General features: G+C 46.1%; 15 protein-coding genes. 7 read left to right on the top strand and 8 right to left on the bottom strand.

Annotated elements, in window-relative coordinates; genetic code table 11:
* Window positions 1–237: a 50S ribosomal protein L28 gene (gene rpmB / locus ACUJFK_RS03690; RefSeq protein ID WP_026349251.1), complete on the bottom strand. Its 237-nt coding sequence runs from the start codon at window positions 235–237 to the stop codon at window positions 1–3.
* A 164-nt stretch (window positions 238–401) separates the two neighbouring features.
* Entirely contained in the window at window positions 402–1,076 is a 675-nt protein-coding gene (gene radC / locus ACUJFK_RS03685) for a RadC family protein (protein ID WP_445426128.1), read from the bottom strand.
* A 92-nt stretch (window positions 1,077–1,168) separates the two neighbouring features.
* Between radC and coaBC the strand changes: the two genes are divergently transcribed.
* From coaBC to slmA, 3 genes are read left to right on the top strand one after another with little or no spacing between them, the layout of a single operon-like run.
* The gene (gene coaBC, locus ACUJFK_RS03680; RefSeq protein WP_445426127.1) at window positions 1,169–2,392 is read left to right on the top strand and encodes a bifunctional phosphopantothenoylcysteine decarboxylase/phosphopantothenate--cysteine ligase CoaBC; all 1,224 of its coding nucleotides are present in this window, start codon (window positions 1,169–1,171) and stop codon (window positions 2,390–2,392) included.
* A complete protein-coding gene (dut, locus tag ACUJFK_RS03675) occupies window positions 2,392–2,850 on the top strand; it encodes a dUTP diphosphatase (RefSeq protein WP_329605539.1) in 459 nt (152 codons plus the stop codon). Before coaBC ends, dut begins: the two co-directional genes overlap by 1 nt.
* Before the next feature lie 17 nt (window positions 2,851–2,867).
* Window positions 2,868–3,461, top strand: a complete 594-nt coding sequence (slmA, locus tag ACUJFK_RS03670) for a nucleoid occlusion factor SlmA (protein ID WP_226749330.1) — start codon at window positions 2,868–2,870, stop codon at window positions 3,459–3,461.
* 205 nt (window positions 3,462–3,666) lie between these two features.
* Here the strand turns inward: slmA and ACUJFK_RS03665 are convergent, their stop codons facing one another.
* From ACUJFK_RS03665 to rph, 3 genes are all read right to left on the bottom strand, one after another.
* Complete coding sequence (locus tag ACUJFK_RS03665; protein ID WP_445426126.1) at window positions 3,667–4,044, bottom strand: diacylglycerol kinase; 378 nt, start codon at window positions 4,042–4,044, stop codon at window positions 3,667–3,669.
* Between the two features lie 77 nt (window positions 4,045–4,121).
* Window positions 4,122–4,766: an orotate phosphoribosyltransferase gene (gene pyrE / locus ACUJFK_RS03660; RefSeq protein WP_445426125.1), complete on the bottom strand. Its 645-nt coding sequence runs from the start codon at window positions 4,764–4,766 to the stop codon at window positions 4,122–4,124.
* Between the two features lie 2 nt (window positions 4,767–4,768).
* On the bottom strand, window positions 4,769–5,488 hold the full coding sequence (gene rph / locus ACUJFK_RS03655; RefSeq protein WP_445426124.1) for a ribonuclease PH: 720 nt from the start codon (window positions 5,486–5,488) through the stop codon (window positions 4,769–4,771).
* Window positions 5,489–5,726: 238 nt separating this feature from the next.
* Here rph and ACUJFK_RS03650 point away from each other — a divergent pair, with 238 nt between their 5' ends.
* The gene (locus ACUJFK_RS03650; RefSeq protein WP_445426123.1) at window positions 5,727–6,587 is read left to right on the top strand and encodes a YicC/YloC family endoribonuclease; all 861 of its coding nucleotides are present in this window, start codon (window positions 5,727–5,729) and stop codon (window positions 6,585–6,587) included.
* A 148-nt stretch (window positions 6,588–6,735) separates the two neighbouring features.
* Here the strand turns inward: ACUJFK_RS03650 and ACUJFK_RS03645 are convergent, their stop codons facing one another.
* Both ACUJFK_RS03645 and ACUJFK_RS03640 read right to left on the bottom strand, forming a co-directional pair.
* A complete protein-coding gene (locus tag ACUJFK_RS03645) occupies window positions 6,736–9,876 on the bottom strand; it encodes a DUF3427 domain-containing protein (protein ID WP_445426122.1) in 3,141 nt (1,046 codons plus the stop codon).
* Window positions 9,877–10,044: 168 nt separating this feature from the next.
* The gene (locus ACUJFK_RS03640) at window positions 10,045–10,353 is read right to left on the bottom strand and encodes a hypothetical protein (RefSeq protein ID WP_445426121.1); all 309 of its coding nucleotides are present in this window, start codon (window positions 10,351–10,353) and stop codon (window positions 10,045–10,047) included.
* A gap of 272 nt (window positions 10,354–10,625) precedes the next feature.
* Between ACUJFK_RS03640 and ACUJFK_RS03635 the strand changes: the two genes are divergently transcribed.
* The 3 genes from ACUJFK_RS03635 (at window position 10,626) to ACUJFK_RS03625 (ending at window position 13,368) form a co-directional block, all read left to right on the top strand.
* On the top strand, window positions 10,626–10,931 hold the full coding sequence (locus ACUJFK_RS03635) for a hypothetical protein (protein ID WP_445426120.1): 306 nt from the start codon (window positions 10,626–10,628) through the stop codon (window positions 10,929–10,931).
* A gap of 53 nt (window positions 10,932–10,984) precedes the next feature.
* Window positions 10,985–11,899 (top strand): helix-turn-helix transcriptional regulator, encoded by a 915-nt coding sequence (locus ACUJFK_RS03630; protein WP_445426119.1) that lies wholly within the window; start codon window positions 10,985–10,987, stop codon window positions 11,897–11,899.
* A gap of 155 nt (window positions 11,900–12,054) precedes the next feature.
* Complete coding sequence (locus ACUJFK_RS03625; RefSeq protein WP_445426118.1) at window positions 12,055–13,368, top strand: ATP-binding protein; 1,314 nt, start codon at window positions 12,055–12,057, stop codon at window positions 13,366–13,368.
* A gap of 510 nt (window positions 13,369–13,878) precedes the next feature.
* Here ACUJFK_RS03625 and ACUJFK_RS03620 read toward each other — a convergent pair.
* Window positions 13,879–14,154, bottom strand: coding sequence for a hypothetical protein (locus ACUJFK_RS03620; protein ID WP_445426117.1), 276 nt, complete (start codon window positions 14,152–14,154; stop codon window positions 13,879–13,881).
* Window positions 14,155–14,188: the final 34 nt, after the last annotated feature.

The raw sequence follows: 14,188 nt of genomic DNA, 5'->3' as shown, positions 1-14,188 counted from the left end.
TTATACCTTGTGACCGTTGGCACGAACGTCAACTAGGACGGCATCGATACCTTTCTTGTCAATAATACGCATACCACGAGTGGTTGTACGTAAAGTAACAAAACGGTTTTCACTTTCAACCCAGAAACGGTGAGTTTGCAGGTTAGGCAGGAAACGGCGCTTTGTCGCGTTGTTGGCGTGCGAACGACGGTTACCAACCATCGGACCTTTGCCAGTTACTTGGCATACTCTAGACATGTCAATATTTCTCCAAAATTACGTCAGCTCGAGCTATCTTTCACCCTTCTGGCCTTGAAGGTTGCCCCGAAAATGGATGAGGGCGCACTTTATACACGAAAGCGCAATCAAACTCAAGACAATTTAGCCATGAGCTAGAACGCCTTGTTGTGCCAAGTCCTCATTTACAACCAGCCACGCTCAGCAAAAGAGACGACTTCTGCATCGCCCACAACAAAGTGATCCAATACTCTGATATCAACCAAAGCCATGGCTTGTGTTAGGCGCTCCGTTATTGCTCTATCGGCGCGGCTTGGCTCGGCCACCCCAGAAGGATGATTATGAGCCAGAATAACGGCCGCGGCATTATGCCGTAAAGCGTGTTGAACCACAATACGCGGATAGACTGGGCTTGCATCAATTGTGCCTTGAAATAAGGGCTCAGCACAAATCATACGATGTTGATTATCAAGATAAAGTACCATAAATATCTCGCGTTGCTCTTGTGACAACAAGGAACTCAAATATTTTCGTACTAATGCAGGCTCGGTAAATACCGTTTCTCGCTGCAATTGTTGTTGTAAAAAACGCCGACTCAGCTCTAATACCGCTTGCAATTGCACGTATTTCGCTTCGCCTAACCCCCTCGCTTGGCAGAATTCCGTTTTACTGGCACCAAGCAGCGCCCGTAAACTGCCAAATTGTTGCAATAACTGCCGGGCTAAACTCACAGCATCAGTGCCTGCAATACCAGTACGCAAAAAGATAGCGAGTAATTCCGCATCCGATAAGGCTTGCGTGCCCAATTGCAACATTTTTTCACGCGGCCGCTCTGAAAGCGGCCAATCAGTAATCGCCATAACTCGCTCCTTTTCTCGCTGCTGAACGGATGCTGAATTTCGGTTTCCATGCTATCTTATGCCAATCTAATTCTGGCTAGGGTGCTTCTGCTATGCAGCAAAGCCTTGCTTCTAAACGTATTTTACTTGGTATCAGCGGCGGTATTGCCGCTTACAAAAGTGCTGACTTAGTGCGGCGTTTAACGGAACGCGGCGCCGATGTACGGGTGATCTTAACCGATGCTGCCCAGCATTTTATTACGCCTTTAACGCTTCAAGCCCTTTCCGGCAACCCGGTAAGTCATAGCTTGCTAGACCCTTCAGCCGAAGCGGCAATGGGTCATATTGAATTGGCTAAATGGGCGGATCTCATTATTGTTGCTCCCGCCAGTGCCGATGTGATTGCCCGCTTAGCGCATGGCTTAGCGAATGACTTATTAACCACTTGCGTGTTAGCAAGTGACGCTATCGTGGCTGTGGCACCCGCGATGAATCAGCAAATGTATAAAAATATAGCTACACAAAAAAATATCGCAACATTAAAAGAACATAAATTTCACATTTTTGGGCCAGGTTCGGGTGTGCAAGCCTGTGGTGATGTGGGTGCGGGCCGCATGTTAGAACCGCTAGACATCGTCGCGTTAATTGAACCGCTTCTTACTTCTAAACACGTTTTATCGGGCTTAACTTTCACTATTACCGCAGGGCCTACGCGCGAAGCGATTGATCCAGTGCGTTATATCAGTAATCACAGCTCTGGCAAAATGGGCTATGCCCTTGCTGAAGCGGCGGTGAAAGCAGGCGCTAAGGTCACCTTAATCAGTGGGCCTGTGCAATTGCCTGCGCCCGCCGGCGTGCAAATGATTCAGGTTGAAAGTGCTGAGCAAATGCATCAAGCCGCACTCACTGCCGCCGCGCAATCCGCTATTTTTATTGGCTGTGCCGCGGTAGCAGATTATCGGATGAGCGAAATCGCCACCGATAAGCTAAAAAAAGGCAGCGAGAATGAGCTAAATCTCACCTTAGTGAAAAACCCCGATATTATTGCTGCCGTTGCCGGCATGAACAAAAACCGACCTTTTACTGTTGGTTTTGCCGCAGAAACACGCAATGTGCTCGATTATGCTCGGCAAAAATTACTGAATAAAAAACTGGATATGATCTGCGCCAACGATGTTTCTAAGCCTAATAGCGGCTTTAACAGCAATCAAAACGCCATTACGCTGATTTGGCCCCTAGGCGAATTAGATTTACCTGTACAACCCAAACAACAATTAGCAGAGCAGTTAATCGCCCTGATCAGTCAACATTATCACGCATTAGAAAAGAAGCCATGATGAAAAAAGCTATTGACCTAAAAATCCTCGACCCGCGTATTGGCAACGAGTTTCCTTTACCCGCTTATGCTACTCCAGGCTCTGCAGGTTTAGATCTGCGGGCTTGTGTCGAGCAAACGTTAACGCTAGCCCCAGGTGAAACCGCACTGATCCCTACGGGTATTGCCATTCATATTGGCGATGCCCAATTATGTGCAACTATTTTACCGCGCTCAGGTTTAGGCCATAAACACGGTATCGTTCTTGGTAACTTAGTCGGGCTGATTGATTCTGATTATCAAGGCCCGTTAATGGTCTCGATGTGGAACCGTGGCCAACAAAGCTTTAGCATTGAACCTGGCGATCGTATTGCGCAGTTGGTGTTTATGCCGGTAGTGCAAACAGAATTTAACGTGGTTGAGTTATTTGATAGCTCAGAACGAGGTGAAGGCGGCTTTGGCCACTCGGGTAAACATTAAGGATCGGTCCAGCTCGCATGACAACACCAAAACGCGCTAATCGTAAAGAAGATATCTTACAAGCTCTTGCCGCCATGCTGCAGAGTAACAGTAACGGTCAACGGATCACGACCGCGGCGCTAGCAGAAAAAGTCGGCGTATCGGAAGCCGCACTTTATCGGCATTTCCCAAGTAAAGCCCGCATGTATGAAGGCTTAATTGAGTTTATCGAAGACACCTTGCTTTCAACGGTAAACGCAATTAGCGATGAGCACAAAGATACTCGAACTCGCATCAGTTTAATGTTGCAGTTAGTATTAGTTTTTGCCGAACGTAACCCTGGCTTTTGCCGAATTTTAACCGGCGATGCCTTACAAGGTGAGCAAGAGCGGCTTTTGGAACGAGTGGCGGTTTTGTTTGAAAAGTTAGAAGCACAATTTCGCCAATGCTTACGCGAGCGCAAGTTGCGCGAAGGCAAAGGGTTCAGTATTGACGAAGCAGAACTCGCCAATTTATTGCTAGCCACCGTCGAAGGTAAGATTAACCAGTTTGTGCGCTCGGGCTTTAAACGTTTGCCAACACAATGCTGGAGTAATCAATGGGCGTTACTTGAGCAAAGTGTGTTTCAATAACCGAATAAAAAAGGCACCGCAAAGTGATAAACTCGCGGTGCCTTGTTGTAACGTTAACCGGTCACTCAACCAGTGTATTAATTCGTAAAGCTTAATTGGCGCAAACGGTATGCTTGCGCGCTAACGTGAGCCTGAGCGCGCTGCAACGGTTAACGGTTAATGACAAGCAAAACCGCCATTTAACGTACCTGAGCAAGCCGGCAGTTTAAAGCAGCGTAAACCACTCCCATAGCGCCGCTCCCCACACTAAACCAACAATGACTAAGCTGGTAAACACCGCGGCTGAAGCAAGATCTTTTGCCCGACCTGACAATTCATGCCGCTCTAAACCGACACGGTCGGTTAATGCTTCAATAGCGGAATTAAGCAATTCAACCACTAACACTAAACACCATACGCCAACAAGCAAGGCAAATTGACTGACCGATTGCGCTAACATCACGGCTAAGGGCACAGACAGCAGGGTTAACAGCGTTTCTTGACGAAAAGCGGATTCGTGCCGCCAGCCAGCAGCAAAGCCCTGCATAGAGCATTTAGCGGCTTTTAACACCCTTGCTAACCCAACGCCATTTGGCTTTATCATAGTGCGTTCCTAACTGTGCTTAACAGGCTGTCTTTTTATTTGGATAGCGAGCTTAGGTATTAAATCTTAAGAATAGATTAATTTACACCATACTCTGCACGATAAGCTTGTACCGCGGCCAAATGCTCAGCTAATTCCGGTTTATCCATTAAATAATTGATCAGATCCGGCAAGCTGATAATCGACACCACCTTAGTCGCAAAATCACGCTCAACTTCTTGAATCGCTGATAACTCACCTTGGCCACGCTCTTGCCGATCCAACGCAATTAACACGCCGGTTAGCGTGGCGCCTTGTGCTTGGATCAGTTGCATCGATTCACGAATAGCCGTACCCGCGGTAATCACATCATCCACCAACATGATGCGCCCTTGCAGAGGTGCGCCGACTAAATTGCCGCCCTCGCCATGGGTTTTCGCTTCTTTGCGATTAAAACAATAAGGCACATCGCGGTCATAGTGATCCGCTAAGGCTACCGCGGTAGTCGTCGCAATTGGAATGCCTTTATACGCTGGGCCAAATAGAACATCGAAGTCTAAGCCGCTATCTTGTAAAGCCGCAGCATAAAAGCGACCTAACTTTGCTAAATCGCTACCGGTATTAAACAAGCCTGCATTAAAAAAATACGGGCTAGTGCGGCCAGACTTTAAGGTAAAGCTGCCAAACTTTAACACTTGGCGCGCTAAGGCAAATTCAATAAATTCACGTTGAAAGGCTTTCATAGTTACTCCTGGCCTAACGCCTGCTTTTGGGCTGTTACAATATCACTAATAGCAGCACTACCTAGCGCCAGCATTTGCTGCATTTCGTCAAAACTAAAGGGCGCTTCTTCGGCTGTACCCTGAATTTCAATAATCTTGCCGGTTTCCGTCATCACCAGGTTCATATCGGTTTCAGCGGCAGAATCTTCAGCGTAATCTAAATCGGCAACCGCATTGCCCTGATACATGCCCACCGATACCGCTGCAACCATATATTTTAACGGCGACGTTTTTAACAAGCCTTTGGCTTGCATATAGCTAAAAGCATCCACTAAGGCCACACAAGCGCCGGTAATTGAAGCGGTACGGGTGCCGCCATCGGCTTGAATCACATCGCAATCCAAAGTAATGGTATTTTCACCCAGCTGGCTTAAATCGACGGCAGTACGCAGCGCGCGGCCAATTAAGCGTTGAATTTCCATGGTGCGGCCACCTTGCTTACCGCGAGCGGCTTCGCGATCATTACGGCTATGTGTTGCGCGCGGTAACATGCCATATTCCGCCGTGATCCAGCCTTTACCTTGGCCTTTTAAAAAACGTGGCACACCTTCCACTACGCTGGCAGTACAAATCACTTTGGTATTGCCGAACTCCACCAGCACCGAACCTTCGGCATGAGCGGTAAAATTACGGGTAAATGAAAGAGGACGGATTTGACTGGCGGTTCTGCCACTTGGACGCATAAAGCTTCTCCTGACTAAAAATGTAAGGGCTATTATAAGAGCTTAGGCCGCTAAGGGCTATCTCTAGCCCAAATCAATCACGTTTTAGTCAGGTAGCAAACCCATTAGGTATGATAAACAACCCACTTTAACCCATGCCCTTGCGCCGATAGCGACAGGGTAAGCTCCTGCTGATATTGGCCATTTAACCTGAAACTCAGGTATACTCGGCCATATTCTCGCTGTTTGGAACAAATCAATGATTCATAGTATGACCGCCTTCGCCCGCCACGAAACTAAAGCCAGTTGGGGTACAGCTCAATGGGAAATTCGCTCTGTTAATCAGCGCTATTTGGAATCGTACTTTCGTTTGCCCGAGCAATTCCGTGGCCTCGAAAGTTTATTGCGTGACAAACTGCGTAACAGCCTGCAACGCGGCAAAATAGAAGTGAATTTACGTTTTCATGCTAACCAAGCTGCAGGAGAACTGACGGTAAACGACGTTTTTGCCGAGCAGCTGTTACAAAAAGCGCAGCAATTACTGCAAAAAGCCCCGCAAGCTCAACTTAATATTGCTGATATTCTGCGCTGGCCCGGTGTCATGGAAACACCAACAGAAGACTTGGACGCCTTGCAAGGCGAACTGCTCGCCGGTTTTGATGCCGCGCTGCAAGATTTCTTAGCAGGCCGTGGTCGTGAAGGCACTGCCATTGAAGATATGATCCAGCAGCGGCTTGCGGCCATTGGCGAGCGCGTCGCTTTTGTACGGGAACATTTACCGCAAGCCATGCAATGGCAGCGTGACCGCATCACCAACCGTTTAAATGAAATTAAAGCCGATTTAGACCAAAACCGTCTCGAACAAGAAATGGCGTTTTTAGCGTCTAAATCTGACGTCGCCGAAGAGCTAGACCGCCTCGACGCCCACATTAAAGAAACCCGCCACGCTCTAAAAAAAGGCGGCGCCTGCGGCCGCCGTTTAGACTTTATGATGCAGGAATTTAACCGCGAAGCGAATACGCTATCCTCTAAAGCTATTAGCACTGAAATTACCAATGCGGCGGTAGAGCTGAAGGTGTTGATAGAGCAGATGCGGGAGCAGATCCAGAATATTGAGTAATATTCTCCGCTTTTCCAAAGCTTTTCAATTTCCACCCAAGCCCTGACCCCACAGGGCTTTTTATTTTTACGGTGCCCTATCCGATTTCATCTTTTAGATTAATTCAGTAACGAAACATGAGTTATCACCAACTACAATATCGCTCCTCTTACCCTACTGCTAATTTTGCTGCTTGTTGCCACATAAAGTCGGGCATAGGTTCTTTTAGCTGCCAGGTGATATTCATGGGTTGTGAGCCGGTATGCGAGACATATTGTACTTCACCGTAATTTACAAACCCCATGGTGCGGCCATACTCATCACTGGTTTGCTCGCGTACAAATAAGAACACTCGCTTTCGCAGCTTTTGCTGTTGAACGTACTCTAAACCACGGCCACGATCGGGTCTGGCACTATTTTGCGACTGCCAATGAAACAAGTGTTCATTGATGGCATAGTCGTGATACATGGTGGTTGGCGAGAAGTGTTTTTCGTTTTTATCTAAGGTGACAAACAGTAGTTCGATATTTTGTTCTTTCAATACCAATACGCCTTCGCGCGCAGGGGCTTGCTTTTCGAAAATGGTTGCACCAAACGCCACCAGAATTTGTTCTCGTGCATAACGGGCATGCAGCCTTAATGGTACTTCAGGTAAATTTTCCATACTCAGTTGCTGGTGCTTGGTTTGCGCTAATTGCTGGGTAAGCACATCGAGCAATTCCGCCTTAACACCCAGTTTATTCAACTCAGCAAGGCTCTGCGCTAAGGAGTTAAAGCCAGCCTCTGTGCCTGTTTTTTGCCAAAAATCATAATGACACATTAAGGAGTAACGCGAAGCGTCAGCCGTAGTGACAAAATTATTCAGGCAAAGCTGTTTTAGAAAACTTAAGTAATGATGATCATCACAGGTCAGAATTCGGTTAAAAATAGCCTTTTTACACATGTTAAACCAATTGCCACCTGGGCTTTGCTCTTGAACAACATACTGTGACTTTTGCACCAGTTCCGCCCAACAGCCACGCTTATACAGCTCATGCAAATTAATAAAAGGGTGCTGACTTAAAAAATTCCTGAGTGTTAACGGCAAGGTGGAATGCTGCGGGTACTGCCGGATAAGCGCCAATAATCGAGTTAAATTTAGCGTAGCTTGGCGAATATTACTCAGCACCATTTCTTGCGTGCGTTTACTTAACTCAATACGACAACCCAGTGGGGCGTGCGGAAAACCTTGTTTGATTTCGTCGCTAATGGCGCGGTTTGTTCGGCCAATTAATGCTCGAAACTTATTGGCAAAGTCGTATTCGGGGCGGGAATTACCCACAAAATCCAGCACCGTGCAGCACTGTTTACCATCGGCTAAGCGTAAGCCCCGACCAAGTTGTTGCAAGAAAATCGTTAAGCTCTCTGTTGGCCGCAAAAACAACAAGGTATCCACTTCAGGGATATCGACACCCTCATTAAAGATATCCACAACACACAGCACATTGATTTGGCCTGAGCGAATGGCCTGCTGCTTTTGCTGTCGTTCCTGACTGTTATCACTGGTCAGCACATCGGCCTTAATGCCTTTAAGTAAAAATTGCTGCGACATAAACACTGCATGCTTCGTATCTACACAAAAAGCCAGCGCTTTCGTCTGGTTAAGATCAGTAATAATCTCCTGCATACTCAGCAAAATCTTGTTCACCCGAACTTGGTTGTGGGTATACAGATTAGTTAACTGAGCCACATCATAGCGCCCGCGCGCCCATGGGATGCTGCGTAAATCGGTATCATCATCAATACCAAAATACTGAAACGGACATAAATGGCGCCGATTAATCGCTTCAGGCAAACGAATCTCCGCCGCAATCACACCACCAAAGTCCGCTAAAATGTCACCACCATCATGCCGCTCCGGCGTGGCCGTTAAGCCTAATAAAATGGTGGGGGTAAAATAGTCTAAAACCGCACGATAACTTTTTGCGGCAATATGATGCACTTCATCGATCACAATATAGTCGTAATAATCGGCGCTAAGGCTCAGTTGGCTTAGCTGACTGTTTAACGTTTGAATAGACACAAACAATTGTCGGTAATGGGCCGGTGTATGGTTACCTACCCAAAGCTCACCAAAACTACTGTTGCGTAACACTCCACGATAAGCCGCTCGGGCTTGCAGTAAGATCTCTTCCCGATGCGCCACAAACAAAAAATGCGCTTGCGGTTTAGTTTTAACAAAACGCGCAAAATCAAAGGCGGAAATCAGCGTTTTGCCTGTTCCTGTTGCGGCTACTACCAAATTTTTAAACCGTTGATGTACGCTACGCGCTACCGCCAGCTGTTCTAAAATCTCACGCTGATGCGCAAAAGGCGCAACATCAAAAAAATGTGTTGGCTCACTTTCTCCGCTGCTTCGCTGTTTTTGTAATGCCGCTTTGAGTTTTTCACTACAACTAACATCACCACTAAAACGCTCAAAATCCGTAGAAGCCCAGTAGGTTTCAAAGGTACTCAACGATTTGTTGATAATATGCGGAATTTCTTGCGAAGTGATTTTCAAATTCCATTCTAAGCCACTGGTTAAGGCTGAATGCGATAGATTAGAAGAGCCAATATAGCCCGTGTGATAACCGGTATTACGCAAGAATAAATAACTCTTAGCGTGTAAGCGCTCGCGCTCAGTATTATAACTGAGCTTTACTTCGGTATTGGGCAAGCTAGCCAGATACTCAACCGCTTTGGCATCGGTCGCGCCCATATAGGAAGTGGTGATGATTTTTAACTCGCGGCCACTAGCGGTGAAGGCCTCAAGCTCCTTTCGAAAGATCCGAATACCTGCCCACTTGATAAAAGAGACTAACCAGTAAATTTTATCCGCCGATAAAATTTCGCGTTTAAGTTCAGACTCAAGCGATAAACCGGCATTGCTACCACAGAACAGCTCGCTTTGGCTAAGTCCTGTCAGCGGAAAAATATCACTAATATAACTTTGTAAGTCGGCAGCAACCGGGTTTTCTAGCTCATAAAGTGCCGTTAAAATTTTCCCTTGGCTGCTGAGCAAATTCTCATCGATAAAATCTTTATCTTGAATCTGTGATTTTAACCACAGTAATAATTGATTGGATAAAGCAATTTGCTGCTGCAAACGATCAGCACTGGCAGGCACCGACTCAATGGCGTATTCCAAAATATGGGATAAGAAACGCGATAACCAAATCGATGCCTCAACACTCGTTAGTTCACGCTCACCTACATAGAATTTTTCTCGATCAAGACGGTCAGCAACAAGCTGAGTGATAAGTTGCTCATAAATACCGATCTGTTGCATACCTATCCTTGTGTTAGAAGGGTAAATCCCTAAGCATGGTAATTTTCTATAACAGTTACACCATCATTGATATTGAATCTTACCAACTCTACCTTTTTGAACAAGCGATATACCTTTACTGAGTGAATAACATAACATAAAGCATGTTTTAACCTGCAAGCCACAAATCTACTGCCGATTAAACGCGGGCTCTTCAAAGTAAGCATAATCGCCTAGCTGCAAAGCCTGCTGGCGCTGCGCTTGGGCTGAGGGCTTGCGTTCGGTAATGCTAACGCCAAACACGTCCAGATGTACCTTTTCCATTAGTTGTTGCACTTGCTGGCGGCTGCATAGCTGCAATAGCTCACCGGCATGAATAAAGCCCTGTGCCCGAAGGCGTTGTTCGCTGTTATCTTTACCGGCTTTGCTGGCTTGAAACAGATCGCGAAATTGCGCTTCTAAGGTGATTAAGAATAAATCTTGCTGCAGCATGCTCATGTAAGCTTCCTTCGATAATTGGCATCCCTGCCAGTTTGTCCCTGCCAATCCTTATGAATAGCTTCCTGCTATTTTTTCCATACACTGTCATGGTTAATGACATGTCATCCGTGAGCTTCCATCTTAGGCTGTTTCTTATTTCACGCCATACTGTGCAGGTGTTCAGTGTATGTTTTTCAGGCAGATGTTTTATGGCGCTTGCGCCAAGTCCTTTAAAACGCTAGCGCCCTGGCTTAGAGTTGGAGCAAAACCCCATACAAAGCGAGCTAAACATGAACAACCAACTTATTCGCGCTGAGGATTTACCCCGGCTAACCCGCTTACAAGAACTCTGTAAAACTCTCAATGCTATTGAACACTTAGCCAACGTTAAGCAAGATAAAGTGGTGTATGCTGGGCGTATTTGGCGTTATGCTGATTTGGTTTATTTGGCCTATGAGTATTATGTGCTGGCCATTCCTTATGGCTTAAAGATGGATAACTTCAGTAAGTGGTTAGCGGCAGAGCAAGCTATTCTTAAGCAGTTTAATTTACCCTGGCCGGTTGCCACCTTAAATGCAGCAACGGATGAAGCCTAAACTTATTTATTCCAGGTATGTATGCTTAGCAGACACATCTTACAGGAGTTCAGATGCAAAAAAGTCAACCTCAGCAACACGTCTCAATAGATAACAATAGTAGTTTAGATGCTAGTGGCTGGCCGCTGCGCTGGGAGCTGTTAATGCGTTATCGGCTGATTGAAATCGTCGCGCTATGGGAAGGCCGCTTAACCACTAATCATTTATGTAATAGCTTTGGTATCGCGCGCCAGCAGGCATCAAAAGATATTAATGCCTATTTGCGGGATATTGCGCCCGGCAACCTGGTGTATGACGGCAAGTTAAAAGGTTATAAACCGGCTGCCAATTTTACCCCCAAAGTCACCAGCGGCCTGGCCGATGAATACCTGCATGCGCTCGCCAGCACCAAAGATTTTGCCCATACCTTTAGCCAGCTTGATTTAGGCTTTGCCCATACCGAAATGCTGACACCACCCTTTCGACAGGTAAACCCGGATATTCTGCGGGCATTGGTGCAGGCGGCTCGGGACGGGAAAAAAATCGATATGGGCTATGTGTCGCTGACTAGCCCGGATGAAGAAAGCCGCATTATTGCGCCGCATACACTGGTCTGCACGCCACTACGTTGGCATGTACGCGCTTACTGCGAGAAGAACCGAGACTTCCGCGATTTTGTATTAAGCCGTTTTCGCGGCATAAATGGCATCGAAGGCGATGCCGAGATGACGAAAGCACAGGATGAGCGCTGGAATAGCACTATTGATATCGTGCTAGTGCCAGACTCCCGCTTAACCGACTATCAAAAAGCCATTATTGCCGAGGATTACAATATGCAACACGGCAAGCGAGTGTTCTCCGTGCGCTCGGCACTGGTGCCCTATGCCGTGCAGGCGCTAAACCTGGATTTAGCCAAAATTGAAGCGCGCCCGGAGGCACAACAGATTATGGTGGCAAATTTGGATGAAGTGAAGCGGCATACGTTTTGAAACTTAGGCAAAAATGTCAATTCCTGAATGCCAAAGGCCACCATACTACACTTTTACGCGCATAAAAATGTAAAAACCTGCACTTTTCTGCGCGTAAAAGTGTAGATTGAGTTATGCTACTGGCAGTTAACAGTCTTAATTGGCGGGAAATGACAATGCAGCGCAACTTACTAAACGCCCTAATAGCATGGAAAAATCAACCGGTGCGCAAGCCATTATTGATCGATGGTGCAAGACAAACAGGTAAAACCTATCTGCTACAAGAGTTATTTGGGAACACCTTTGCCAACATCCTTCGTATCGATTTCCTTGAAAACCCTGCCTACAAAGAAGCGTTCGATGGCTCACTGTCACCTGACGAGCTAGTAATGAACATTGAGTTGCTAACCAACCAAGCGTTCAACCCAGCAACCGACCTGCTGATATTAGATGAAATTGGCGAGTGTGAACGTGCCGTAACTTCGCTTAAATATTTTGCCGAAAAAGCCCCGTCCTATTTTGTCGCCGCCAGTGGTTCGAACATTGGTTTGCTTAACACCTTCCCTGTGGGCAAGGTAGAACAATACAATTTACGACCACTGACCTTTCAAGAATTTATTTATGCATCCAACGAGCAAGCACTGATCAAAGCGTTTGATAGTCAAGCAAGCACACCGGCAGTACACACTAAATTGATGGATAAACTAACAGACTACTTTTTTACCGGTGGTATGCCGGAAGCCGTTTCTTCTTGGTATCAGTATAAGGATTTAAGCATTCTAGAGCGTGTTGAAAAAATCAAAAAAATTCATGCCGATTTAGTTGAAGGTTATCGCCGCGATTTTGGTAAGTACGCGGGCAAGGTCGATGCCACACTAATTGAATCTGTGTTTAATAGCATTCCAGCGCAGCTATCACTTGTGAGCGACGCGTCGGTAAAACGCTTTAAATTTAAACAAGTGCATGAGCGTAAATCTCGTTATAGCGATTTTGAAACCGCGATCCATTGGCTTAACTGCTGCCGCTTAGCTTTGCCAAACTACCCTGTTGAAGGGTTGCCGAAATCTCCGCTGGCGGCCTATAAAAAAGAAAATAGGGTTAAACTGTTTCTGTTTGATGTGGGCCTGCTCAATTATATGCTAGGCAGCAGTTATAAAGAGATTAAGCAACAAAACTATGAATACAAAGGCTATGTGGCTGAAAACTTTGTGCAACAAGAGCTCACAGCTATTGGCGTTGCCCCAAGCTATTCATGGAATGATGCCCGCGCCGAAATCGAATTTATTTTGGCGACCGATGAAGGCGATATCATCCCTGTTGAAGTCAAAAGTGGTAAACGTACAAGAGCAAAATCGTTGGCATCCTACGTTGAAAAATGTACTCCAAGTAAAACCTTTAAGTTAACGGGTACACAAGGCTCTTCAGCGTTAGAGCAAACCAATATCGTGATGCCTTTGTATTTCACGCAATATTTACCTCAGAGATGGTAAAAGCGCTTTGCTTAGCCCCCGAGTTCTACACAACATTACCTTATGGGTAACAATTTGTAGACCTTGATGCCTGATATTCGATACTCAGCCTTATCAACATTGGATACCACAGCATCCAAATTGAGCTTTATTCTATGAAAATGGACACCATGACATTCATTTAAGGCTAGGCTAGTTTTCTGCTGACTCATCACGGTCACATAGGACAAGCGAAAAATGGCGAAGCTATGTTGGCAGAAATCGTGCTCGATAAAGCCCTTCAAAACTGCTATTTTTAGACCCTAACAGCAGCATAAAAACGACACTGTTTTTCCGTAGTCATAGCCAACAAGCACCACTAAGATTTAGTAAAAGCCATAGGCAAGTGGTGGGCAGTTTGGTGGGCAAACAGGCATTTATGAACGGTTTCTTTTCGATAACTCATTGAGTTTGTTCGGGTCTAGGCCTCTACTCAATAAGCAGGTCCAGAGCATCGGATAATGTAAAACTAGCTTGTAGCGATAGGCAAGCTCAAAAATCAGGGTCATCGTTTTCACCGCTTGGGTATTTAGCTTGTATGTACGCTAAGCGGGCTTCTGCAGTGGCAAATGCGGTGCATTTGATAAATTCCATGTCATCGCTTTCTTCTTCCAGTAAAAAAGCCATCGTGCTTTCGTCAACTACCACTAAGAATTGCGTATCGGTATCAAAGGTGTAAACCGTACCGCCTTCAAAGCGCTTAAATACCGTCATTTTGGCAAAGTCATCTTCCGTGAAAACCACCGCAGCACCCTCTTGCTCGCTCATGCTCATTCCTTAATTTTATTGTTGAACCACTCAT

It is taken from the genome of Alishewanella sp. HL-SH06 (assembly GCF_052656265.1).
This window is presented reverse-complemented; position numbering and strand designations above follow the sequence as displayed.